Here is a 21,995-nt window from a genome sequence, read left to right as displayed (position 1 = left end):
GGGTGCGGACGTGGAGGCCATGATCGAGCCGTCGCGTGCGGGGTCAGGCGATCTTGAACCGCGCGACCGACTGCTTCAACTCTTCGGCGGAGCGCGACAGCTCACGCACCATTTGCGCGGTAGAGCGCGTGCCCTCGCCGGTCTGCTCGGTCACCGCGAAGATGTGCTGGATGTTGCTGGCCACCACGTTGGCCGATTCGGCCTCGGCGGACGCCTGCTGCGAGATCTGTTCGATCAGCTCGGCGAGCTGCCGCGTCACACGATCGATATCACCCAGCGCGGAACCGGCCGCGTCGGACAGCCGCGCACCGTCGACCACGCCCTGGGTCGAGCGCGCCATGGCGGCCACCGCGTCCTGCGTGTCGGTCTGAATGGTCTTCACCAGCGCCGAGATCTGGCGCGTCGCGTCGGCCGAGCGTTCGGCCAGCCGCTGCACTTCCTCGGCCACCACCGAGAAGCCGCGGCCGGCTTCACCGGCCGACGCGGCCTGGATGGCGGCGTTCAGTGCCAGCACGTTGGTCTGCTCGGTAATGTCCGAGATCAGCTCGGTGATTTCGCCGATCTCCTGGGACGACTCGCCCAGCCGCTTGATCCGCTTCGAGGTTTCCTGGATCTGGTCGCGGATCGAGTTCATGCCGCCGATCGAGTTCTGCACCGCGGTCAGGCCGGTTTCGGCCGCTTCCAGCGAGCGGCGCGCCACGTGGGCCGACTGCTGCGCCTGCGCGGACACGTCGTTGATTCGGGCCGCCATCTGCAGCACCGATTCGCCGGTTTCACGGATCTCCCGCAGCTGTTCGTCGGACGCGGCCAGCAGCTCGGTGGACGTGCTTTCCACCTGCTGCGTGGTTTCGGTCACGCGACCCACCGTGCCCTGCACCTGCGACACCAGCGTGCGCAGCTCTTCCACCGTGTAGTTCACCGAGTCGGCGATCGCGCCGGTGATGTCCTCGGTCACGGTGGCTTGCTGCGTCAGGTCGCCCTCGGCCACCGCCTGCAGCTCGTTCATCAACCGCAGAATGGCTGCCTGGTTCGCGTCGTTGACGCGCTTGGCTTCCTGCTCCTGGCGTTCGGCCTCCTGGCGCTGCGCCTCGGCCAGCATCGCGCGCTGGGCCTGGTCCTGCACATACAGGCGCAGGAAGCCCCAGCCACCCACGGCCAGCAACAGCACCGCCACCAGCATGGCCAGCAGGTGCAGCGCACTGAAGCCGCCCTCACGCGTCAGGCGTTCCTGCACTGCCTCGAGGCCCTTGCGCAGCGGCTCGCTGTCCTGCACCACCGCCACCTGCGCCTCACGCGCGGTCACCAGACCCTGCAGGTTGCCGAGAATGGCGCTGGCCTGCGTGCGACTTTCTTCGTACTGCTTGATCAGCAGCTGCAGGCGCTCCTTGGTCTGCGGATCCTTGGTGCCGGGCAGGCGCAGCTCAGGATTGCCGTTGGTCAGGCCCTCGGCGATTTCGCGGAACGAGTTCAAGTCCTTGCCGAGCAGGAACACGGCCTCGGGGCTCACGCCTTCCATCGTCAGGAACTCGTTGGCGCTCTTGCCGATCCGCTGCGTCAGCATCACCAGCTGGCCCACCGCAGAAAGCTCGGCGGGCGAGGCGTTCTGCTGCAGCTTCAGCGACGAAATGGTTTCGGCGGTTTCGAGCAGGTCAGACGACTGGCGGTTGATCGCGCGCAGTGCTTCACCGAGCAGCGTCAGGGTCTTCTGCTGATCGAGCACATGCTTGGCGCTCTTCTCGGCGCGGTCCACCAGCGGCAGCAGGGGCGCGACGCTGTCCTGCACCGCCGCCGGCACTGCGGGCAGGTCGGCATCGCCGTTCTTCAGCGCCCGCACGTTCCTGGCCAGAACCGCCGACGATTCCTTCACTTCGGCGAAGGCCTGCGCGCTACCGAACAGTGCCTGCGACACCGCCTTGGCGAGCCGCTGCGACTGCATCAGCGCCTGACCGGTGGCACCCACCTGGCTGGCATTGCGATTGGCGGCTGTCAGCGCGAAACCCACCGCGGCGAGCAGGATCACGGCGCCGCCGATGATCAGGCCGAACAGGATGCGCTGCTGCTCGGGCAGCGAACGCTGGCCGATGAACGGCAAGGCCGCTGCCGTGGCCGCGCCGCCCGTCATCGCCGCCAATCCGCCGGGCTGCAGCCGGGATTCGACGAAGTCGGGCGCCAACTCCGAGGGCGCGGCCTCGGAGATGATCGACGAGTCGCCCCCGACCGTCGGCAGCGCATTCATGTCCAGCGTGACATGGCCCTGCGGCGCGTGGGTGTCCGGCTGCGGCTCCTCGCCTTCGGCATTGGCCTGCAGCTCGTCGAAGCCGCCCACGGCTTCGGGCTGCTCGCCCTTGCTCCATCCCTTGCCCTTGAGTTTGTCCAGCAAGCCCATGACGTTTCCTCTTCGTTCTAGCGACTCGCCGAAACAGGTTCGGCGCTCAGGCGCAGGCTGCGCTCAGCCGGCGATGCCCAGAAATTGCTGTTGCCCGGCCAGTTCGGCGAGCCCGATCTCTTGCCACATGCGGCCGGCGGCGTCGGACCAGCGCGTCGCCGCGAAGGTCGGCCGGTCACTGCCGTCACTGTCCTCTCGGCGCATGTCGGCGGCGTGGCGCAAGCCTTCGAGCTTGTCCACCAGCAACGCACAGTTCATGCCGAGCGCGCCATTCAGGGCCACCAGGCGCGACTGCTCGCGCGCCTGGCCCTCCGGCGGGCGCGCACGCAGACCCAGAAAGCCGGCCAGGTCGACCACGGCGTACAGGCCCCCGCGCAGGTTGGCCACGCCCACCATCCAGGGCTGGGTATGGGGAACCGGCATCACGTTGCCGATTTCGAAGATCTCGCCGGCCTGCTTCAGTGGAAACAAGACCCCCTGGCCTGCGCAATCCACCGCGAGCCAGGACATGCCCGGCTGCTCGGTGCGCACGGCCTGCATGCGCTCGGCAAGCCGGCTCTGGAGTTCTCGCAGGGCTTCCTTTTTGGCCATGGCGGGTGCGGCGGGCTGTTCGGGAAGCTCAGTCGAACTGCTTGATCTTCGCGATCAGCTCGTCAGGCACCACCGGCTTGACGACGTAATCCTTGGCGCCCTGGCGCATGCCCCAGACGCGATCCGTTTCCTGGTTCTTGCTGGTGCACATGATCACCGGCACGCCGGCAAAGCGCGGGTCGCGGGTGATCGTGCGGGTGAGCTGGAAGCCGTTCTGGCCGGGCATCACCACGTCCATCAGGATGAGGTCGGGCTTGTCCTCCGCCAGGCGGCGCATGGCTTCCTCGCCGCTTTCGGCGGTACGCACGCTGTAGCCGCGCTTGGTCAGCAGTTCGGACAGGAAATGCAGCTCGGTCTTCGAATCGTCGACCAGCAGGATCTTGTGGACGGGCATCGTGTCACTCCCCCCGCGTCAGCACCGCAACGCGGGCCATCATGATTGTGGATGAAGCGTCGGCGCCGCAGCGGCACGGCCGAACTGCTGCACGGCGCGCAGCAACTGCTCCTTCGTGAACGGCTTGGTGAGGTACTCCTCCGAGCCCACCATGCGGCCGCGCGCTTTGTCGAACAGACCGTCCTTGGACGACAGCATGATCACCGGCACATGCGCGAAGCGCGGGTTGCGCTTGATGATCGCGCAGGTCTGGTAGCCGTCGAGCCGGGGCATCAGGATGTCGCAGAAGATCAGCTGAGGATCGTGGTCATTCACCTTGGCCAGCGCGTCGAAGCCGTCCTCGGCCAGCACCACCTCGTGGCCGCCCTGGCGCAGGAAGATCTCCGCGCTGCGGCGGATCGTGTTGCTGTCGTCGATCACGAGCACCCGGGTTCCCGCGGGTGCGACGTCCGGCACTGGGATTTCCACCTCGGCGACTCCTGGTGATGGGGCGTCACACGACGCGACTCAGATCTGCACCATCTCGAAATCCTCCTTGCGCGCACCACATTCCGGACAGGTCCAGTTCATCGGAACATTGGCCCAGGCGGTGCCGGGAGGAATACCGTGATCGGGATCGCCGGCTGCTTCGTCGTATATCCAGCCGCAGATAAGGCACATCCAGGTGCGCGATTCGGTCACGATGCGAGGTCGGTTCACTACAATGAAGCAACCATTGTAGTCACGCGCGTTCGCCAAAAGACAAGGGCCCGTAGGCACATGCGCAACATTCTTCAATTCATTCTCGAGGTCGGCGTGAAGCCTGCACGCTGATCCCCGGGGATACACCGACACCCGTTTCATGAACCCAGACGCTCCCACCGGCGACCCCCAAGCCGAAGCCCAGGACCTGCCCGCGCCGGCCTGCGTGATGAGCTTCAATGCCGCCGATGCCTCGGGCGCCGGCGGGCTGGCAGGCGACGTGGCCACGCTGGCGGCGATGGGCGCGCACGCGCTGCCGATCACCACCAGCATCCTGCTGCGCGATTCGGCCGAGATCTTCGACCAGCATGCCATCGACCCCGACGTGGTGGCCGAGCAGGCCCGCACGGTGCTCGAAGACATCAGTGTCAGCGGCTGGAAGGTCGGCTTCCTCGGCAGTGCCGAAGCCATCAGCGCCGTGGCCGAGATCCTGTCCGACTACCCCGACGTGCCGCTGGTGTCCTACCTGCCCAACCTGGGCTGGCTGGAGGACGACGTGGCGCAGCCTTACCTCGAGGCCTTCCGCGAACTGATCCTGCCGGCCACCGAGGTGCTGGTGGGCAACCACAAGACCCTGACCGACTTCCTGCTGCCCGACTGGGACAGCGAGCGCCCGGCCTCGGCGCGCGAACTGGCGGTGGCCGCCGGCGAACGCGGCACGCGCTACGTGCTGGTCACCGGCATCATGCTGGCGGCCAAAGGCAGCGACCAGTTCATCGACAACGTGCTGGCTTCGCCCCAGGGCGCCCTGACCGGCGAGAAGTTCGAGATGTTCGAGGCTTCCTTCGTCGGTGCCGGCGACACGCTCTCCGCCGCGATGGCCGCGCTGCTGGCCTCGGGCAGCGAGCTGCAGGCCGCCGTCGGCGAGGCGCTGGCCTTCATGGACCAGAGCCTGGACGCCGGCTTCCGCCCCGGCATGGGCAGCGTGGTGCCCGATCGCTTCTTCTGGGCCATGCCGCCGGCTGAAGAAGGTGCCGAGGGCCTGCCCGGCGCGGAAGCCGAGGCATCGCAGCCCGAAGCAGAGCCTGCCGAGGCCAAGGGCAAGACCGCGCCGCGCCGCATCCATTGACCTTTCCTTTCTGTCGCATGCCCAGCAACCAGCAACTCTTCGAACGCGCCCAGCGCGTGATCCCCGGCGGCGTCAATTCGCCGGTGCGGGCCTTCCGCGCCGTCGGCGGCACGCCGCGCTTCATCACCCGCGCGCAGGGCGCCTATTTCTGGGACAGCGAAGGCCAGCGCTACATCGACTACATCGGCTCGTGGGGCCCGATGATCCTGGGCCATGGCCACCCGGCGGTGCTGGAAGCGGTGCAGCGCGCGGCGGCCGACGGCTTCAGCTTCGGCGCGCCGACCGAGCGCGAGATCGAACTGGCCGAGGCCATCATCGCGCAGGTGCCTAGCGTCGAACAGGTGCGGCTGGTCAGCTCGGGCACCGAAGCGGCGATGAGCGCGATCCGCCTCGCCCGCGGCGCCACCGGCCGGCCCAAGCTGATCAAGTTCGAAGGCTGCTACCACGGCCATGCCGACGCGTTGCTGGTCAAGGCCGGCTCGGGCCTGGCCACCTTCGGCCACCCCACCAGCGCCGGCGTGCCGCCGGAGGTGGTGCAGCACACGGTGGTGCTCGAGTACAACAACCTGGCACAGCTGGAAGCCGCATTCGCCGAGCATGGCCGCGAGCTGGCCTGCGTGATGATCGAGCCGATCGCCGGCAACATGAACTTCGTCCGCACCGACGTGGGCTTCATGCGCCGGCTGCGCGAGCTGTGCACCGCCCACGGCGCGCTGCTGGTGTTCGACGAGGTGATGACCGGCTTCCGCGTCGCGCTCGGCGGCGCGCAGAGCGTCTATGCCCGCGCGATCCCCGGCTTCAAGCCCGACATCAGCGTCTTCGGCAAGGTGATCGGCGGCGGCATGCCGCTGGCGGCCTTCGGCTCGACGCGCGACATCATGCAGCAGCTGGCGCCGCTGGGTCCGGTCTACCAGGCGGGCACCCTGTCCGGCAATCCGGTGGCCACCGCCTGCGGGCTGGCCACGCTGCGCGAGATCACCCAGCCCGGCTTCTACGACGCGCTGGCCGCGCGCACGCGCAGCCTGGTCGAGGGCCTGGTGGGCGCTGCCCGCGACGCCGGCGTGCCGATGGTCGGCGACAGCGAAGGCGGCATGTTCGGTTTCTTTTTCGCCGACCGCCTGCCGCAGCACTACGGCGCGGTGATGGCCACCGACAAGGAGCGCTTCAACCGCTTCTTCCACGGCCTGCTCGAACGTGGCGTGTACCTGGCGCCGGCGCTGTACGAGGCCGGCTTCGTGAGCGCGGCGCACACGGCGGACGACGTTGCGGCCACCGTGGCCGCCGCGCGCGCCGCGCTGTGAACTGCGGGGCAGCCTGATGATCGAGGCAGTCCAGGTCCTCGGCCAGCCTGCGATGCGGCTGCGCGCGCCGGATGGTGCCGAAGCCACCGTGCTGCTGCACGGTGGACACATCGTCTCCTGGGTTCCGGCTGGCGACGTCGAGCGCCTGTACCTGTCGCCGCGCGCGATGGCCGGCGAGGGCCAGGCGGTGCGCGGCGGCATCCCGGTGATCTTTCCGCAGTTCGAGAAGCGCGGCCCGCTGCCGCGCCACGGCTTCGCCCGCACCCGGGCGTGGCAATGGGTCGAAGGCATCGAACGCGGCGGCCACGTGATCGGCGTGCTGCAGCTCACCGATGACGAGGCCACGCGCGCGATCTGGCCGCATCGCTTCGAAGCCGAACTGAGTTTCAGCCTCTCCGGCCTGCGGCTGGATGTCGAACTGGCGGTGCAGAACACCGGCGACGCGCCGCTCACCTTCACCGCCGCGCTGCACACCTACCTGCGCTGCGACGACCTGCGGCGCGCCCGCCTGTCGGGCCTGTACGGCACCCGCTACCTCGACAGCCTGAGCGGCGAACGGCACGAGCAGCAGATCGACCCGCAAGGCTTCGTCGGCGAGATCGACCGCATCTACTTCGACGTGGCCCAGCCGGTGGCGCTGGCCACCGCGATGGGCCGCATGACGATCGAGGCGGAGGGCCTGCCTGACATCGTGGTCTGGAACCCGGGACCGGACAAGGCCGCCGCGATGGCCGACCTGCCGCCCGAGGACTGGCTGGAGATGCTGTGCATCGAGGCCGCGTGCATCGGCCGGCCGATCACCCTGCAGCCCGGCGAGGACTGGGCCGGCCGCCAGGGCTTCGAGGCCTGAGCCCCGGGTCCGGCCACCGCCCGGCCGGCACGCGGTCGGGCTCCTAGAATTCCGGCCCATGCACATTCACATTCTCGGCATCTGCGGCACCTTCATGGGTGGCCTGGCGGCCATCGCGCGCGAGGCCGGGCACCGCGTCACCGGCTGCGACGCCAATGTCTATCCGCCGATGAGCGAGCAGCTGCGCGCGCTGGGCATCGACCTGATCGAAGGCTTCGGCGCGGACCAGCTGAAGCTGGCGCCGGACCTGTTCGTCGTCGGCAACGTGGTCACCCGCGGCAACCCGCTGATGGAGGCGGTGCTCGATGCCGGCGCGCGCTACACCAGCGGCCCGCAATGGCTGGCCGACCATGTGCTGCCGGGCCGCCATGTGCTGGCGGTGGCGGGCACGCATGGCAAGACCACCACCACCTCGATGCTGGCCTGGATGCTCGAGCAGGCCGGGTTGCAGCCGGGCTTCCTGGTCGGCGGTGTGCCGCAGAACTTCGGCATCTCGGCGCGCCTGGGGTCCGGCAGACATTTCGTGATCGAGGCCGACGAGTACGACACCGCCTTCTTCGACAAGCGCAGCAAGTTCGTGCACTACCGCCCGCGCACCGCGGTGCTGAACAACCTGGAGTTCGACCACGCCGACATCTTCCCGGACCTGGCCGCGATCGAGACCCAGTTCCACCACCTGGTGCGCACCGTGCCGGCCAGCGGCCGCCTGGTGGTGAACATCCGCGACGAAGCGCTGGCCCGCGTGCTGGCCCGCGGCTGCTGGAGCGAGGTGCAACGCTTCGGCGCCCGCAAGGAAGAGCCCGGTGCGCTGCGCGCCCGCGGCGAGCCGCATGCCTTCGACGTCCTGCGCGGCAGCCTGAAGATCGGCCGCGTCGATTGGCCGTTATGGGGCGAGCACAACCAGCTCAACGCGCTGGCCGCCATCGGCGCGGCCGAGCACGTGGGCATCGCGCCCGAGGCCGCGGCCGCTGCGCTCGGCAGCTTCCAGGGCGTGCGCCGGCGCATGGAGCTGCGCGGCGAGGCACGCGGCATCAAGGTCTACGACGATTTCGCGCACCACCCGACCGCGATCCGCCAGACCGTCGGCGGCCTGCGCCGCAAGGTCGGGCTGCAGCGCATCCTGGCGGTGTTCGAGCCGCGCAGCAACACGATGAAGCTGGGCGCGATGAAGGCCCAGCTGCCCTGGGCGCTGGAAGAGGCCGACCTGAGCTTCTGCCTGCAGGGTCCGTACGGCTGGGACGCCGCCGAAGCGCTGGCGCCGATGGGTGCGCAGGCGGTGGTGGCCGACAGCGTCGACAAGCTGGTGGCCGCCGTCGTCAAGGCCGCGCAGCCCGGCGACCATGTGCTGGTGATGAGCAACGGCGGCTTCGGCGGCATCCACGGCAAGCTGCTGCAGGCGCTGGCCTGACGCGCCGATGACGCGGCCGCCCGTCACGCACCTGCTCTACCTGCACGGCTTCCGGTCGTCGCCGCAATCGTTCAAGGCGCAGCGGCTGCAGGCCTGGCTGCAGGCGCACCGGCCCGCGGTGGTCTGGTGCTGTCCGCAGCTGCCGACCGCGCCGGCCGCGGCCTGGGCCTTGATGCAGGCCCTCACCGCTGATTGGCCGACGCAGACCATGGCCGTGCTCGGCAGCTCGCTCGGCGGCTTCTACGCCACCGCGCTGGCCGAGGCGCGGGGCTGCCGCGCGCTGGTGATGAACCCGGCCGTCGAGGCAGCGCGCGACCTGGCCGGCTACGTCGGAGAAGTCACGCAGTACCACCGGCCCGAGGAACGCTTCGAGTTCCGCTGCGAGGATGTCGAGGCGCTGCGCCAGCTGCGGGTGCCGGCCATCAGCCGGCCCGAGCGCTACGCCGCGATCATTGCCAAGGGCGACGAACTGCTCGACTGGCGCGAGATGAGCGCCCGCTATGCCGGCGCCAGCATCCGCCTGCTCGAAGGCAGCGACCACGCCCTGTCCGACTTCGACGACCACCTGCCCTGGTTGCTGCAATGGCTGGGGCTGGACGCCAGCGCGGGCAGCCCCGCCGCGATGGGACAATCCGGCGGGTGAGCTACGCCCTGATCGATGACGCCGGAAAATTCCTCGCCGGCCGCGTGATGTCCGATGCCGAAGCCTCGATGCAGATCGAGCTCGATTCGGGCAAGCGCGTGAAAGTGAAATCCGCCAACGTGCTGCTGCGCTTCGACAAGCCGACGCCGGCCGAGCTGATGCTGCGCGCCCAGACCTTGAGCGCCGAGATCGATCTCGACCTGGCCTGGGAATTCGCGCCCGAGGGCGAGTTCGGCTTCGCCGAGCTGGCCCGCGACTACTTCGACGCCAAGGCCGGGCCCGAGCACCAGGCCGCCGCGTTGCTGCGACTGTTCGATGCGCCGCACTATTTCCGGCGCGCCGGCAAGGGCCGCTTCAAGAAGGCGCCGGAAGAAATCGTCAAGGCCGCGCTGCTGGCGATCGAGCGCAAGCAGCAGCAGGCCGCGCAGATCGATGCCTGGGCCGCCGAACTGGTGGCCGGCCAGTGCCCGCCCGCGGTGAAGGAACACCTCTACCGCATCCTGTTCAAGCCGGACAAGAACGGGCCGGAGTACAAGGCCGTGGTCGAAGCGGCCAAGCGTGCGCAGAAGGCGCCGCTCGACCTGCTGAAGGATGCCGGTGCGATCCACTCGGCCTACCAGTTCCACTGGCGCCGCTTCCTGTTCGAGCAGTTCCCCAAGGGCACCGGCTTCCCGGCGCTGGCCGCCCCGCAGATCAGGGACGAATTGCCACTCGCGCCGGTGCAGGCCTTCTCGATCGACGATTCGCTGACCACCGAGATCGACGACGCGCTGTCGGTCAACGGGCTGGGCAGCGGCACGGTGGTGTTCGGCGTGCACATCGCGGCGCCGGGGCTGGCCATCCTGCCCGATTCGCCGGTCGACAGGGTCGCGCGCGAGCGGCTGTCCACCGTCTACATGCCCGGCTGGAAGCTGACGATGCTGCCCGACGAGGTGGTGCAGGCCTACACGCTGATCGAGGGCCGCGACTGCCCGGCCGTCAGCCTGTACGTCAGCTTTGACGAGGCCACGCTGGAGATCCGCAGCACCGAGACGCGCCTGGAGCGCGTGCCGATCGCCGCCAACCTGCGCCACGACCAGCTCGACGAGGTGGTGACCGAGGCCGCGCTCACCGGCGAGGCGGTGGCCGAGTACCCGTTCGCGCCCGAACTGGCCTTCACCTTCCGGCTGGCGCGGCACCTGAAGGCGCAGCGCGAGGTGGTGCGCGGCAAGCCGGAAAACTTCAACCGGCCGGACTACAACTTCCGCCTCGACGGCAGCACGGCCGAGCCCGATGGCAGCGAGACGGTGCGCATCACCGAGAGGCGCCGCGGCGCGCCGCTGGACCTGATCGTCTCCGAGGCGATGATCCTGGCCAACAGCCATTGGGGCGGCCAGCTTGCCGAGCTGGGCGTGCCCGGCATCTACCGCAGCCAGGCCAGCCTGGCGCCGGGGATCAAGGTGCGCATGGGCGTGAAGCCCGCGCCCCATGCCGGCATGGGCGTGGCGCAGTACACCTGGGCGACCTCGCCGCTGCGGCGCTACGTCGACCTGGTGAACCAGTGGCAGATCATTGCGGCCGCGCGCCATGGCCGCACCGCAGCACTGGCGGCGCCGTTCAAGCCGAAGGACGCGACACTGTTCTCGGTGATCTCTTCGTTCGACGCGGCCTACACCGCCTACAACGATTTCCAGCACGCCATCGAGCGCTTCTGGGCGCTGCGCTGGCTCGAACAGAACGGCACCACCGAGCTCACCGCGGCGGTGCTGAAGGACGGCCTGGTGCGCGCCGACACCCTGCCGCTGGTGTTCAAGGCCCTGGGTTGCGACAGCCTGCCGCGCGGCACCCATGTGCGCGTGCGCCTGACCGGCTGCGACCTGCTGACCTTGGAGCTGCATGCCACCCTGGCCGCGCGGCTCGACGATGAAGCAGCCGCCGCCGCGGAAGAGGAAGGCGAGGACGAGGCCGAGACCGCCGCCCCGCTGGCGCTGGCGATCGACCTGGCGGATGCCGAAGCGGGCGCCCAGAACGGCGCCGAAGGCGCACCGGCCGGCGACGCCGCAGGCTCTGCGGCCTGAAGCCCCATGTGGCGTCGGCTCACCCGGCTGAGCACGCTGCAGGCTGCGCTGCTGTTCTCGGTCGCGGTGCATGCCGTGCTGCTGGGGCTTCGCTTCATCGATCCCGAGGGCTTCAAGCGCGTCTTCGGCGAGACGCCGCTGGAAGTGACGCTGGTCAATGCGCGCTCGGACGAGGCGCCCGGCAAGGCCCAGGCCATCGCGCAGGCCGCGCTGGCCGGTGGTGGTGACACCAGCGAGGGCCGCGCCACCTCGCCGCTGCCAGCCACCGCACAGGCCGAGGTCGGCGACGCCAGCGACGATGCGCGGCGCCGCGTCGATACGCTGATGGACCAGCAGCAGCAGTTGCTGGCCCAGGTGCGCCGCGAAGTCGCGCTGCTGCCGCCGCCCGACCCCAAGCGCGACAACGGCAACCCGCGCGAACGCGACCAGGAAGAGCGCCGCCGCCAGTTGCTGAAGCTGCTGGCCGAGATCGAGAAGCGCATCAACGAAGAGAACGCGCGGCCCAAGAAGCGCTACATCAGCCCGGCCACGCGCGAAGAAGTCTATGCGCTGTACTACGACCTGCTGCGCCGCAAGATCGAGGAACGCGGCACGCGGGACTTCCCCGAGTACCGGGGCCGCAAGCTCTACGGCGAGCTGACGATGAACGTGACAGTCGATGCGCGTGGCCGCGTCGTCGACGCCGAGGTCGTGCGCGGCTCGGGCAACCGGCAACTGGACAAGCGCGCCGTCGCCATCGTGCGGGCCGCCGCGCCCTATGGCCCGTTCAGCAGCGCGATGCGGCAGCAGGCCGATCAGATCGTCATCACCTCCCGCTTCCGCTTCACGCGCGAAGACGGGCTTGAAACCACCTTGAGCACCGCGCCACGATGAGCGCCCCGACCTTGACCCCCCAGCCCGAAACGCTGCCTGAGCGCTACGCCGTGCTCGGCAATCCGGTGGCACACAGCCAGTCGCCGTTCATCCACGCCGAGTTCGCTCGCCAGACCGGCGAGCACATCACCTACGGCCGCGTCGAATGCCCGCTGGACGGCTTCGAGGCGGCGGTGCGCGCTTTCATTGCCAGCGCCGATCCGGCTCGGGGCCTGGGCCGTGTGGGTGGCTGCAACATCACGGTACCGTTCAAGTTCCAGGCGATCCCGCTGGCCCGGCGCGTCAGCGACCGGGCAGCACGGGCGCAGGCCGCCAACGTGCTGCGCTTCGATGCCGATGGCTGGTTCGCCGACAACACCGACGGCATCGGCCTGGTGCGCGACGTGCAAGGCGGCGCGGCCACGTCCCTGGCGGGCCAGCGCGTGCTGCTGATCGGTGCCGGCGGTGCGGCCGCCGGCGTGCTGGGGCCCTTGATCGAGGCCCGGCCGCGGCTGATCACCGTGGCCAACCGCACGCCGGCGCGTGGGGCCGATCTGGTGCAACGACACCTGGCGCTGGCGGCCGAGCGCGGCGTCGCGCTGCAGGCCACCGGTCTCGCCGATTGCGGCGACGGCTATGGCGTGGTGCTCAACAGCAGCGCCAGCAGCCTGGCCGGCGCGCCGGTGCCGGTCGCCCCGGACGTGCTGGCGCCGGGCGCACTGGCGCTGGACATGATGTACGGGCCGGCGGCACGGCCGTTCCTGGCCTGGGCCGAGGCGCACGGCGCGCGCGGCCGCGACGGCCTGGGCATGCTGGTCGAGCAGGCGGCCGAGGCCTTCTTCGTCTGGCGCGGCGTGCGGCCGGATGCGGCGGCCGCGCTGGCCGCGCTGCGCTCCCGGCTGGCTGCCGCATGAAGCCCGGCCTGCTGCGCCGCGTGCTGTGGCGGCCGCTGGCGCTCCTGCTGCTGTGCGGGCTGGCCCTGCAACTGTATTTCGTGCTGCGGATCGCACTGATGATCGTGGTCGACCCGCAGTCCACCACCTTCCAGCGCAGCGAAGCCTGGCGCCTGCTGCATGAGCAGGGCCGGATCCGCTGGGCCCAGCAGTGGGTGGACGACGAGCACCTGTCCGGGAACCTCAAGCGCGCGGTGATCGCCAGTGAGGACGCCGGCTTCACCGAGCACGGCGGCATCGAGTGGGACGCGATCGAGAAGGCCTGGGACAAGAACCAGCGCAACATGGCCCGTGCCGACCGCCGCGCGGCGACGAATCCCAAGGCCAGCACCCGGCCGCCCAAGCTGGTCGGTGGTTCCACCATCAGCCAGCAGCTGGCGAAGAACCTGTTCCTGTCCGGCGAGCGCACGCTGCCCCGCAAGGCTCAGGAACTGCTGCTGACGTTGGCGCTCGAGGCCCTGCTGTCGAAGCAGCGCATCCTCACGATCTACCTCAACAGCGTCGAGTGGGGCGAAGGCCTGTTCGGCGCGCAGGGCGCGGCGCGCCACTACTTCCGCGTCGATGCCCAGCGGCTCGATGCGTACAGTGCGGCGCGCCTGGCGGTGATGCTGCCCGCACCCAAGCGATTCGAGAAGAATCCCGGCTCACCCTACGTGACAGGCCGCGCCGGCGTGATCGTCGGCCGCATGGCCGCAGTTGACCTGCCGTGACGGCTATTGCGGCCCTTCCTACAATCCGTCCCATGAATCCGTCGCTCGCCGCCGACATTGCCGCCGCGGCCGCCCGCCTGGTGGTGGAGGATGGCATGGAGTACGGCCCGGCCAAGCGCAAGGCTGCGCGGGCATTGGGGCGGCACGGCCTGCGTCCCACCGAGTTGCCGAGCAACGAGACCGTCGAGGACGAGGTGCGCGACTACCTCCAGCTGTTCTGCGCCGATACCCAGCCGCAGGAGCTGGCGGCGCTGCGTGCACTGGCGCTGCAGTGGATGGAGCGACTCGCCGAATTCCGCCCGCACCTGGGCGGCGCCGTCTGGCGCGGCACGGCCACCCGGCTCTCGGCGATCCACCTCGACCTGTTCTGTGACGATCCGAAATCGCTGGAGATCGAATTGATCAATCGCGGCATCGACTACGACAGCGCCGCCCGCCCCGACGGCCGCGGCGGCGAAGTGCCGGTGCTGAGCCTGGGCGCGCGCTGTGCCGCGTTGGGCGAAACGGTCACGCTGTTCCTCACGGTGCAGGACCACGACGACCTGCGTGGCGCCCTCAAGCCCGACGCGCAGGGCCGCAGCTGGCGCGGCGACACGGCCGCGCTGCGCCGGCTGCTGCCGACGGAAACGGTGGCCTGACGATGGCACTGCAACGACGCCACCTGCTGGCGGCCACCCTCGGCGGCGGTGCCGCGATCGCCGGTGCTGCGCTGGCCTGGCGCCAGCACCGCGCGTCGGCCAGCGCCGACAGTTCGCCCGCCGAGATGTGGACGATGAAGTTCGAGCGTCCCGAAGGCGGCGAACTGACCATGGCCAGCCTGCGCGGCAAGGCCTTGCTCATCAACTTCTGGGCCACCTGGTGCGCGCCGTGCATCAAGGAAATGCCCGAGATCGACCGCTTCCACCAGAGCTTTCGCCAGCAGCAGGGCCAGGTGCTGGGCCTGGCGATCGACAGCCCGGCGCCGGTGCGCGAATTCCTCGGCCGCGTGAAGGTGGGCTTTCCGGTGGCGCTGGCCGGACTGGACGGCACCGACCTGGTCCACCTGCTCGGCAACCTGCAGGGCTCGCTGCCCTTCAGCGTGATGATCGATGCCGAAGGCCGCATCGCGCGGCGCAAGATGGGTGAGACCAGCTTCAGCGAGCTGCAGGACTGGTCAAAGGGCCTCTGAGGGTGTCGATGGAGCGAACTCCGCGCAAATCAACCCAATCCTCTCGCAAGTTCCTGGCAACGGATCACAAATCATCCAGATCCTGAAAGTGCACGCACCCGGGTTCACCGCAAGCCCGTGCGTTGCCCCCTGTGCCACAATCGCCGGCCTTTGAACGCCGATACCCGCAATTGCGGGGCAAACCGGCGCATACCGACGATATTTGAAGCAAGGACGTGTGGCATGGACCTGCGCAAGCTCAAGACCCTGATCGACCTCGTCTCGGAATCGAACATTTCCGAACTGGAAATCACCGAGGCCGATGGCAAGGTGCGGATCGTCAAGGCCGACCCCCGGCCGCTGGTGGCGAGTGCGGCGCCAGTGGTGATGCAGGCGGCGCCGGCCATGCCCGCCGGCATGGCCGCACCCGCGGCCCCCGCCGCGCCCGCAGCGGCACCGGCCGAAACCGGTCACATCGTGAAGTCGCCGATGGTCGGCACCTTCTACCGCGCGTCCTCGCCTGGCGCCAAGCCGATGGCCGAAGTCGGCCAGCAGGTCAAGGAAGGCGAGTCGATCTGCATCATCGAGGCGATGAAGATCATGAACGAGATCGAGGCCGACAAGTCCGGCACGATCACCAAGGTGCTGGTCGAGAACGGCCAGGCCGTCGAATTCGGCCAGCCGCTGTTCGTCATCGAATAACCGGCCGCGCATCGCATGTTCAAGAAGATCCTCATCGCCAATCGGGGTGAAATCGCGCTGCGCATCCAGCGCGCCTGCCGCGAGATGGGCATCAAGTCGGTCGTCGTGTATTCCGAAGCCGACCGCGAGGCCAAGTACGTGAAGCTCGCGGACGAAGCGGTCTGCATCGGCCCGGCACCCTCGGCCCAGAGCTACCTCAACATGCCGGCGATCATCTCGACCGCCGAGGTCACCGATGCCGAGGCCATCCACCCCGGCTACGGCTTCCTGTCCGAGAACGCGAACTTTGCCGAGCGCGTCGAGAAGAGCGGCTTCACCTTCATCGGCCCGACGCCCGAATCGATCCGCATCATGGGCGACAAGGTGTCGGCCAAGCAGGCGATGATCAAGTCAGGCGTCCCCTGCGTGCCCGGCTCCGAAGGTGCGCTGCCGGACGACCCCAAGGTCATCATCCAGACCGCCCGCACGATCGGCTACCCGGTCATCATCAAGGCCGCCGGCGGTGGTGGCGGCCGCGGCATGCGGGTGGTGCACACCGAGGCGGCCTTGCTGCACGCGGTGCAGACCACGCGGTCCGAGGCCGGCGCCGCCTTCGGCAACCCGGCCGTGTACATGGAGAAGTTCCTCGAGAACCCCCGCCATGTCGAGATCCAGATCCTGGCCGACCAGCACAAGAACGCCGTCTGGCTGGGTGAGCGCGACTGCTCGATGCAGCGCCGCCACCAGAAGATCATCGAGGAAGCCCCCGCGCCCGGCATCCCGCGCCGCACGATCGAGCGCATCGGCGACCGCTGCGCCGCCGCCTGCAGGAAGATCGGCTACCGCGGTGCCGGCACCTTCGAGTTCCTGTACGAGAACGGCGAGTTCTATTTCATCGAGATGAACACGCGGGTGCAGGTCGAGCACCCCGTCACCGAGTGGGTCACCGGCATCGACATCGTGCAGATGCAGATCCGCGTCGCCGCCGGCGAGAAGCTGCCCTTCACCCAGCGCAACATCGAACTGCGCGGCCACGCGATCGAATGCCGCGTCAACGCCGAGGACCCGTACAAGTTCACGCCCTCGCCGGGCCGCATCTCGATGTGGCACATGCCCGGCGGCCCGGGTGTGCGCGTGGATTCGCATGCCTATGCCAACTACATGGTGCCGCCGAACTACGACTCGATGATCGGCAAGATCATCGTCCATGGCGACACCCGCGAACAGGCGCTGGCGCGCATGCGCACCGCGCTGTCCGAATGCGTGGTCGAAGGCATCCAGACCAACATCCCGCTGCACCGCGAGCTGATGGCCGATGCCAAGTTCATCGAGGGCGGCACCTCGATCCACTACCTCGAGGGCTGGCTGGGCCAACACAAGCGATGAGGGCTTGCTGATGGCCATGCATGAACTGGTGCTGCGCGTCCCCGAGGCGTTGGTCGAGGCCGTGTCCGAGGTCCTGTCCGACGAACTGGAAGCCCTGTCGGTCTCGGTCGAGGACGCCGATGCCGGCACGGCAGACGAGCAGGCCCTGTTCGGAGAACCTGGCATGCCGGCGCCGCGCGCGGGCTGGCAGCACTCGACGGTCACCGCGCTGTTCGAGACCGACGCCGCCGCTACCGAAGCGGCCACATTGCTGCTGGCGCAGGACTGGGCCGAAGGGCTCGCCGTCGCCGCGCTGCGCGAGGTGGCCGAGCAGGACTGGGTGCGCCTGACCCAGTCGCAGTTCGCGCCGGTCGAGATCACGCCCGAGTTCTGGATCGTGCCGAGCTGGCACGAGGCGCCGGCCGGCGCCCGGCGCGTGATCCGCCTCGACCCCGGCCTGGCGTTCGGCACCGGCACCCACCCGACCACGCGCATGTGCCTGCGCTGGATTGCCGGGCATGCCAGGCCCTGGCCGCGCGTGCTGGACTACGGCTGCGGCTCCGGCATCCTGGCCATCGGCGCCGCGCTGCATGGCGCGCAGGCGATCGATGCGGTGGACATCGACGAAGCCGCCGTCACATCGACCCAGGCCAACGCGGCCGCCAATGGCGTGACGCTGAAGGCCGCCCTGCCGGAAGCCGCGCGGGGCGAGTACCCGCTGGTGCTGGCCAACATCCTGGCCACGCCGCTGAAGCTGCTGGCGCCGCTGCTGGCCGGCCATGTGGCAGCCGGTGGCGACCTGGTGCTGGCGGGCATCCTCGAACGCCAGGCCGAGGAGCTGAAGGCGGCCTATGCACCGTGGCTAGCACTCGAAGTGAGCGACAGCGAGGACGGCTGGATCCTGATGACCGCCCGCCGCAGCGCCGCAGCACAAAGCCCTGCCGCCGGCATGGCATGATTTCGGCATGAGCCTCGCGACCCGCTGCACCGAATGCGGCACGGTGTTCCGTGTCGTGCAGGATCAGTTGAAGGTCTCGGAAGGCTGGGTGCGCTGCGGTCGCTGCTCGGCGGTGTTCAACGCGCTCGAGAACCTGTGCGACATCGATGCCGTCGTCAGCAGCCCGGGTGCGCTCGAGGGGCCGGCGGTCCCCGCCGCGTCGTCGCCGGACCCTGACAACTTCGAGCCCGCTTTCGTGGACCCCGGCGTGCCGGAGCACGAGCCGGTGTTCGAGGCGCCGGCGATCGCCGCGACCGAAGCCGAGCCGGAGCCCGCCGCAGCCGGTGCCTCGACCATGCCCTTCGACGAGGGGCCCGCCGCGATCGTCGACTTCGGCGCCGGCGTGCCGGCCGAGGCGGCAGCCCCCGCGGCCGCCGACAGCGCACCAGCCCCCGCGCCCCAGTTCGTCCGTGCGGCGGAGCGAGATGCCTTCTGGCGCCGCCCGGCCCTGCGCGCCACCCTGGTCGGGATCACCGCGCTGCTCGGCGCCCTGCTGGCAGCGCAGCTGGCCATGGCCAATCGCGATCTGCTCGCCGCCCACCTGCCTGCCACCCGGCCCGCGCTGAGCGCCCTCTGCCAGCCCCTGGGCTGCCGCATCCAGGCGCTGCGTCGGATCGACCGCCTGTCGGTCGACTCCAGCGGCCTGGCGCGCGTCGAAGGTGCTGCCCTGTACAAGTTGTCCGTGGTGCTGCACAACCGCGCCGAGACGCCGCTGCAGTCGCCAGCCCTCGACCTGAGCCTGACCGACGCCGCGGGCAAGTTGATCGCGCGCCGCGTGCTGCAGGGCACCGACCTGGGCCTGCCGCCGGTCATGGAGGCCGGCCAGGAGTTGCCGCTGCAGGCGCTGCTGTCCACCGGCGACAAGCGCGTCACCGGCTACACGGTCGAGCTGTTCTACCCCTGAGCCCAACCGTTCCCTCAACCCCTCATCCGGCCAGCCCTGCAGGCCCCCCGCCCACCATGTCCGTCCTGATCTGCGGCTCGCTCGCCTTCGACACCATCACCAACTTCCCCGGCCGCTTTGCCCAGCAGATCCTGCCGGACAAGGTGCACATCCTGAACGTCTCGTTCCTGGTGCCGACCCTCAGGCGCGAGTACGGCGGCTGCGCCGGCAACATCGCGTACACGCTGCACCTGCTGGGCGGTCGGCCGCTGGTGAAGGGCGCGATCGGCAATGATGGCGGCGACTACCTGCAGCGCCTGCAGGGCTTCGGCATGGACACCTCCTGCGTGCTGCAGGCCAGCGAGACCTACACCGCGCAGTGCATCATCATCACCGACCAGGACAACAACCAGATCACGGCGTTCCACCCTGGCGCGATGCAGCTGGCGCACAGCACCCGCATCCCGACCGACCGCAGCGACATCACGCTGGCCATCGTCGCGCCGGATGGCCGCGAGGCGATGCAATCACACATCGAACAGCTCGCCGCGCTGAAGATCCCCTTCGTGTTCGACCCGGGCCAGAACCTGCCGCTGTTCGACGGCGCCGAGCTGCGCCACTTCACGCAAGTGGCCAGCTGGGTGGCCGTGAACGACTACGAAGGCCACATGCTGTGCGAGCGCATGGGCACCACGCTGGAAGCCCTGTCGCGCCAGCCCAACCTGAAGGGCGTGGTGGTCACGCTGGGTGCCGAAGGGTGCGAGCTGTGGCAAGGCGGCGAGCGCACCCATGTGCCGGGCGTGCCCGCCGCCGAGGTGCTGGATCCCACCGGCTGCGGCGATGCCTTCCGCGCCGCGCTGCTGCACGGCTTGTCGCAGGGGTGGACGCTGGAGCGCTGTGCCCGGCTGGGCAACCACATCGGCGCGCTGAAGATCGCGCAGCGCGGCGGCCAGAACCACGCCGTGCCGGCAGCGCTGCTCGCCGCGGCGTGACCTGGCGGCCGCAGCGTCGCGTTGTTGCGCCGCAGCATCAGTCCGGTCTGCCGCAGATCAAAACCCTGTCGATCACAGGGCGTGTCCGGGCGCGTCTTGCGCTGCGCCAAGAGACTCCGGGTTATCCCTCGCTTCAATGAAGGCACGGCCAACGAAGGCCGCCTTCATCGACTCGACAGGAGAACCCCATGCACACCCTTCGCCGCCTTGCCGTTCTTGCCGCCGCTGCTGCGGCACTGCCCCTGGCCGCCCAGGCCCAGGACAGCGGCAACTGGCTGGTGCGCGCCCGCGCGCTGTACCTTGATTCCGCCGACAAGGACAGCACCGGCTTCGGCCTCAGCATCAACAACAAGACCTTCCCCGAGCTGGACATCAGCTACTTCCTGTCGCCGAACCTCGCGGCCGAGCTGGTCCTGACCTACCCGCAGAAGCAGACGGTGCATTCCACCGCGGTCGGCGCCGACATCGGCACCTTCAAGCACCTGCCGCCGACGCTGACCCTGCAGTACCACGTCACCGGGCTCGGCAATGTGCGGCCCTACGTGGGCGCGGGCATCAACTTCACGAACCTCTCGTCGGTGAAGTTCGATTCGAACGTGGCCGCGCTGGGCTTGGGCCTGAAGCACAACAGCGTCGGCTTCGCGCTGCAGGTCGGCCTGGACATGCCCGTCGGCGGCGGCTGGCTGGTCAACGCCGACGTCAAGAAGGTGCAGATCGGCACCACCGTGTATTCGCACGGCAACTCGGTCGGCAAGTTCAAGGTCGATCCGGTGCTGGTGTCGCTGGGCGTCGGCAAGCGCTTCTGAAGCCCCGCGCGCCCGTGTTCAGTCGGGCCGCTGCCAGGCCACGCCGTCCTCGGTGAGCATCGCATCGAGCGGCACATCGTGCGGCTCGCCCTCGAGCCAGGGGATGAAGCCGTGGGCGTAGCCCACGCCCACGGTGTAGGGCCGCGGTGTCAGCGCGGCCAGCGTGCGGTCGTAGAAGCCGCCGCCGTAGCCCAGGCGCACGCCCTTGGGGCCGAAGCCGACACAGGGCACCAGCAGCAGGCTCGGCTCGAAGGCCTCGGTGTCCTTGGGCTTGGGGATGCCATAGGCGTCCTCCTCCATCGGACAGCCCGGGTACCAGACGTGGAAGCGCAGCTGCCTGGTCTCGCGGTTGATCACCGGCAGGCCGATGCGGCGCTCGTCCTCCGCCTCGCTCCAGCGGAACAGCGCCGGCAGCGCGTCGAACTCGCCCTTGATCGGCCAGTAGGCGCCGATCGCCAGATCCGGCCGCGTCACCAGCCACACGCGCAGCACCTCCTGCAGGTGCACCGAGCGCTGGTGGCGGTCGTGCATCGCCTGCCGTTCGGCCTGCAGCTGCTTGCGCAGCACGGCCTTGTCGCGGGAGGGTTCCAGGCTGAAGGGCAGGGGCGTACTCATGGGCCGCGATTGTGGCGCGCCGGCTGCCTACACTGCGGACCATGGCGAGCACCCATCCCGAATTCCTGGCGCATTGCGTGGACCTGCTCGAGGCACTGGGCACCGTGCGGCCCCGACGCATGTTCGGCGGCCACGGGCTCTATGTCGACGAGCTCTTCGTGGCGCTGATCATCCGCGACACGCTGTACCTGAAGGCCGACGACGAGACGCGCGGCCGCTTCGAGGCGGCCGGCTGCCAGCCCTTCGACTATGCGCGGCGCGATGGCCAGCGCACCGTGCTGGCTTACTGGACCGCGCCGCAGGAGGCGATGGAATCGCCCGCCCTGATGCTGCCTTGGGCGCGGCTGGCCATGGCCTCGGCACTGCGCGCGGCCAACGGCAAGCGGCCGAAGGCGGCGCGCAGGGCCGCTGCCAGGCCGCGCCAGCCCGCCGCGGCACGCGGCAAGGCGGGCGCTTGAGCGGGCGCCGCCACCGGCGCGCCGAGCAGCCAGCCCAGCTGCGCGCTGACGCTGGCCTGCCACGGCTCGACCACCAAGCCATCGCCGGCCTGCAGC

24 protein-coding genes are annotated in these 21,995 nt (G+C 69.5%); 18 read left to right on the top strand and 6 right to left on the bottom strand.

Going from position 1 to position 21,995, the window contains the following annotated elements; all coding sequences use genetic code 11:
• Positions 1-43: 43 nt before the first annotated feature.
• The 5 genes from ACILR4_RS00530 to ACILR4_RS00510 all read right to left on the bottom strand — a co-directional run bounded on the left by ACILR4_RS00530 (position 44) and on the right by ACILR4_RS00510 (position 4,031).
• On the bottom strand, positions 44-2,386 hold the full coding sequence (locus ACILR4_RS00530; RefSeq protein WP_395698843.1) for a methyl-accepting chemotaxis protein: 2,343 nt from the start codon (positions 2,384-2,386) through the stop codon (positions 44-46).
• A gap of 63 nt (positions 2,387-2,449) precedes the next feature.
• Positions 2,450-2,977, bottom strand: a complete 528-nt coding sequence (locus ACILR4_RS00525) for a chemotaxis protein CheW (RefSeq protein ID WP_395698842.1) — start codon at positions 2,975-2,977, stop codon at positions 2,450-2,452.
• A gap of 28 nt (positions 2,978-3,005) precedes the next feature.
• The gene (locus ACILR4_RS00520) at positions 3,006-3,371 is read right to left on the bottom strand and encodes a PleD family two-component system response regulator (RefSeq protein ID WP_395698841.1); all 366 of its coding nucleotides are present in this window, start codon (positions 3,369-3,371) and stop codon (positions 3,006-3,008) included.
• Between the two features lie 39 nt (positions 3,372-3,410).
• A complete protein-coding gene (locus ACILR4_RS00515; protein WP_395698947.1) occupies positions 3,411-3,833 on the bottom strand; it encodes a PleD family two-component system response regulator in 423 nt (140 codons plus the stop codon).
• Between the two features lie 45 nt (positions 3,834-3,878).
• Positions 3,879-4,031, bottom strand: coding sequence for a rubredoxin (locus ACILR4_RS00510; protein ID WP_395698946.1), 153 nt, complete (start codon positions 4,029-4,031; stop codon positions 3,879-3,881).
• 181 nt (positions 4,032-4,212) lie between these two features.
• Between ACILR4_RS00510 and ACILR4_RS00505 the strand changes: the two genes are divergently transcribed.
• The 17 genes from ACILR4_RS00505 (at position 4,213) to ACILR4_RS00425 (ending at position 20,826) form a co-directional block, all read left to right on the top strand.
• Positions 4,213-5,181, top strand: coding sequence for a hydroxymethylpyrimidine/phosphomethylpyrimidine kinase (locus ACILR4_RS00505; protein ID WP_395698840.1), 969 nt, complete (start codon positions 4,213-4,215; stop codon positions 5,179-5,181).
• 17 nt (positions 5,182-5,198) lie between these two features.
• Entirely contained in the window at positions 5,199-6,482 is a 1,284-nt protein-coding gene (gene hemL, locus ACILR4_RS00500) for a glutamate-1-semialdehyde 2,1-aminomutase (protein ID WP_395698839.1), read from the top strand.
• Between the two features lie 16 nt (positions 6,483-6,498).
• Positions 6,499-7,332 (top strand): D-hexose-6-phosphate mutarotase, encoded by an 834-nt coding sequence (locus ACILR4_RS00495; protein ID WP_395698838.1) that lies wholly within the window; start codon positions 6,499-6,501, stop codon positions 7,330-7,332.
• 58 nt (positions 7,333-7,390) lie between these two features.
• Positions 7,391-8,740 (top strand): UDP-N-acetylmuramate:L-alanyl-gamma-D-glutamyl-meso-diaminopimelate ligase, encoded by a 1,350-nt coding sequence (gene mpl / locus ACILR4_RS00490; protein ID WP_395698837.1) that lies wholly within the window; start codon positions 7,391-7,393, stop codon positions 8,738-8,740.
• Between the two features lie 7 nt (positions 8,741-8,747).
• Positions 8,748-9,383: a YqiA/YcfP family alpha/beta fold hydrolase gene (locus ACILR4_RS00485; RefSeq protein WP_395698836.1), complete on the top strand. Its 636-nt coding sequence runs from the start codon at positions 8,748-8,750 to the stop codon at positions 9,381-9,383.
• Positions 9,380-11,440 carry a ribonuclease catalytic domain-containing protein gene (locus ACILR4_RS00480; protein ID WP_395698835.1) on the top strand — a complete coding sequence of 687 codons (2,061 nt, stop codon included), beginning with the start codon at positions 9,380-9,382 and terminating at the stop codon, positions 11,438-11,440. The genes ACILR4_RS00485 and ACILR4_RS00480 overlap by 4 nt, the downstream gene beginning before the upstream one ends.
• A gap of 6 nt (positions 11,441-11,446) precedes the next feature.
• Positions 11,447-12,313, top strand: a complete 867-nt coding sequence (locus tag ACILR4_RS00475; protein WP_395698834.1) for an energy transducer TonB — start codon at positions 11,447-11,449, stop codon at positions 12,311-12,313.
• Positions 12,310-13,206: a shikimate dehydrogenase gene (gene aroE, locus ACILR4_RS00470; RefSeq protein WP_395698833.1), complete on the top strand. Its 897-nt coding sequence runs from the start codon at positions 12,310-12,312 to the stop codon at positions 13,204-13,206. The genes ACILR4_RS00475 and aroE overlap by 4 nt, the downstream gene beginning before the upstream one ends.
• Positions 13,203-13,955 carry a monofunctional biosynthetic peptidoglycan transglycosylase gene (gene mtgA, locus ACILR4_RS00465; protein WP_395698832.1) on the top strand — a complete coding sequence of 251 codons (753 nt, stop codon included), beginning with the start codon at positions 13,203-13,205 and terminating at the stop codon, positions 13,953-13,955. The genes aroE and mtgA overlap by 4 nt, the downstream gene beginning before the upstream one ends.
• A 32-nt stretch (positions 13,956-13,987) precedes the next feature.
• Complete coding sequence (locus tag ACILR4_RS00460) at positions 13,988-14,593, top strand: hypothetical protein (protein WP_395698831.1); 606 nt, start codon at positions 13,988-13,990, stop codon at positions 14,591-14,593.
• Positions 14,594-14,595: 2 nt separating this feature from the next.
• Positions 14,596-15,123, top strand: coding sequence for a TlpA family protein disulfide reductase (locus tag ACILR4_RS00455; protein ID WP_395698830.1), 528 nt, complete (start codon positions 14,596-14,598; stop codon positions 15,121-15,123).
• Positions 15,124-15,345: 222 nt separating this feature from the next.
• Complete coding sequence (gene accB / locus ACILR4_RS00450; RefSeq protein ID WP_395698829.1) at positions 15,346-15,804, top strand: acetyl-CoA carboxylase biotin carboxyl carrier protein; 459 nt, start codon at positions 15,346-15,348, stop codon at positions 15,802-15,804.
• A gap of 15 nt (positions 15,805-15,819) precedes the next feature.
• On the top strand, positions 15,820-17,169 hold the full coding sequence (gene accC / locus ACILR4_RS00445) for an acetyl-CoA carboxylase biotin carboxylase subunit (RefSeq protein WP_395698828.1): 1,350 nt from the start codon (positions 15,820-15,822) through the stop codon (positions 17,167-17,169).
• A gap of 16 nt (positions 17,170-17,185) precedes the next feature.
• Positions 17,186-18,106, top strand: a complete 921-nt coding sequence (prmA, locus tag ACILR4_RS00440; protein WP_395698945.1) for a 50S ribosomal protein L11 methyltransferase — start codon at positions 17,186-17,188, stop codon at positions 18,104-18,106.
• A 7-nt stretch (positions 18,107-18,113) separates the two neighbouring features.
• The gene (locus tag ACILR4_RS00435; protein WP_395698827.1) at positions 18,114-19,049 is read left to right on the top strand and encodes a zinc-ribbon and DUF3426 domain-containing protein; all 936 of its coding nucleotides are present in this window, start codon (positions 18,114-18,116) and stop codon (positions 19,047-19,049) included.
• A 56-nt stretch (positions 19,050-19,105) separates the two neighbouring features.
• Positions 19,106-20,020 (top strand): carbohydrate kinase family protein, encoded by a 915-nt coding sequence (locus ACILR4_RS00430; RefSeq protein WP_395698826.1) that lies wholly within the window; start codon positions 19,106-19,108, stop codon positions 20,018-20,020.
• Between the two features lie 188 nt (positions 20,021-20,208).
• Positions 20,209-20,826 (top strand): OmpW family protein, encoded by a 618-nt coding sequence (locus tag ACILR4_RS00425; protein ID WP_395698825.1) that lies wholly within the window; start codon positions 20,209-20,211, stop codon positions 20,824-20,826.
• 18 nt (positions 20,827-20,844) lie between these two features.
• Here the strand turns inward: ACILR4_RS00425 and ACILR4_RS00420 are convergent, their stop codons facing one another.
• Positions 20,845-21,441 carry a 5-formyltetrahydrofolate cyclo-ligase gene (locus ACILR4_RS00420; RefSeq protein WP_395698824.1) on the bottom strand — a complete coding sequence of 199 codons (597 nt, stop codon included), beginning with the start codon at positions 21,439-21,441 and terminating at the stop codon, positions 20,845-20,847.
• A 41-nt stretch (positions 21,442-21,482) separates the two neighbouring features.
• On the opposite strand from ACILR4_RS00420, the gene ACILR4_RS00415 reads away from it, so the two are divergent.
• On the top strand, positions 21,483-21,899 hold the full coding sequence (locus ACILR4_RS00415) for a TfoX/Sxy family protein (protein ID WP_395698823.1): 417 nt from the start codon (positions 21,483-21,485) through the stop codon (positions 21,897-21,899).
• The last annotated feature ends 96 nt before the right edge of the window (positions 21,900-21,995 follow it).

This window comes from Aquabacterium sp., assembly GCF_044226965.1.
GTDB lineage: Bacteria > Pseudomonadota > Gammaproteobacteria > Burkholderiales > Burkholderiaceae_C > Pseudaquabacterium.
This window is presented reverse-complemented; position numbering and strand designations above follow the sequence as displayed.

Bases quoted from the DNA above. Each gene is read 5' to 3' on its own strand.
- ACILR4_RS00520 (WP_395698841.1), bottom strand. From the start codon at position 3,371: ATGCCCGTCCACAAGATCCTGCTGGTCGACGATTCGAAGACCGAGCTG.
- ACILR4_RS00460 (WP_395698831.1), top strand. From the start codon at position 13,988: ATGAATCCGTCGCTCGCCGCCGACATTGCCGCCGCGGCCGCCCGCCTG.
- ACILR4_RS00415 (WP_395698823.1), top strand. From the start codon at position 21,483: ATGGCGAGCACCCATCCCGAATTCCTGGCGCATTGCGTGGACCTGCTC.
- ACILR4_RS00425 (WP_395698825.1), top strand. From the start codon at position 20,209: ATGCACACCCTTCGCCGCCTTGCCGTTCTTGCCGCCGCTGCTGCGGCA.
- accB (WP_395698829.1), top strand. From the start codon at position 15,346: ATGGACCTGCGCAAGCTCAAGACCCTGATCGACCTCGTCTCGGAATCG.
- accC (WP_395698828.1), top strand. From the start codon at position 15,820: ATGTTCAAGAAGATCCTCATCGCCAATCGGGGTGAAATCGCGCTGCGC.
- ACILR4_RS00495 (WP_395698838.1), top strand. From the start codon at position 6,499: ATGATCGAGGCAGTCCAGGTCCTCGGCCAGCCTGCGATGCGGCTGCGC.
- prmA (WP_395698945.1), top strand. From the start codon at position 17,186: ATGCATGAACTGGTGCTGCGCGTCCCCGAGGCGTTGGTCGAGGCCGTG.
- ACILR4_RS00475 (WP_395698834.1), top strand. From the start codon at position 11,447: ATGTGGCGTCGGCTCACCCGGCTGAGCACGCTGCAGGCTGCGCTGCTG.
- ACILR4_RS00530 (WP_395698843.1), bottom strand. From the start codon at position 2,386: ATGGGCTTGCTGGACAAACTCAAGGGCAAGGGATGGAGCAAGGGCGAG.
- ACILR4_RS00485 (WP_395698836.1), top strand. From the start codon at position 8,748: ATGACGCGGCCGCCCGTCACGCACCTGCTCTACCTGCACGGCTTCCGG.
- aroE (WP_395698833.1), top strand. From the start codon at position 12,310: ATGAGCGCCCCGACCTTGACCCCCCAGCCCGAAACGCTGCCTGAGCGC.
- mpl (WP_395698837.1), top strand. From the start codon at position 7,391: ATGCACATTCACATTCTCGGCATCTGCGGCACCTTCATGGGTGGCCTG.
- ACILR4_RS00505 (WP_395698840.1), top strand. From the start codon at position 4,213: ATGAACCCAGACGCTCCCACCGGCGACCCCCAAGCCGAAGCCCAGGAC.
- hemL (WP_395698839.1), top strand. From the start codon at position 5,199: ATGCCCAGCAACCAGCAACTCTTCGAACGCGCCCAGCGCGTGATCCCC.
- ACILR4_RS00525 (WP_395698842.1), bottom strand. From the start codon at position 2,977: ATGGCCAAAAAGGAAGCCCTGCGAGAACTCCAGAGCCGGCTTGCCGAG.
- ACILR4_RS00430 (WP_395698826.1), top strand. From the start codon at position 19,106: ATGTCCGTCCTGATCTGCGGCTCGCTCGCCTTCGACACCATCACCAAC.
- ACILR4_RS00420 (WP_395698824.1), bottom strand. From the start codon at position 21,441: ATGAGTACGCCCCTGCCCTTCAGCCTGGAACCCTCCCGCGACAAGGCC.
- ACILR4_RS00455 (WP_395698830.1), top strand. From the start codon at position 14,596: ATGGCACTGCAACGACGCCACCTGCTGGCGGCCACCCTCGGCGGCGGT.
- ACILR4_RS00435 (WP_395698827.1), top strand. From the start codon at position 18,114: ATGAGCCTCGCGACCCGCTGCACCGAATGCGGCACGGTGTTCCGTGTC.
- ACILR4_RS00510 (WP_395698946.1), bottom strand. From the start codon at position 4,031: ATGTGCCTTATCTGCGGCTGGATATACGACGAAGCAGCCGGCGATCCC.
- mtgA (WP_395698832.1), top strand. From the start codon at position 13,203: ATGAAGCCCGGCCTGCTGCGCCGCGTGCTGTGGCGGCCGCTGGCGCTC.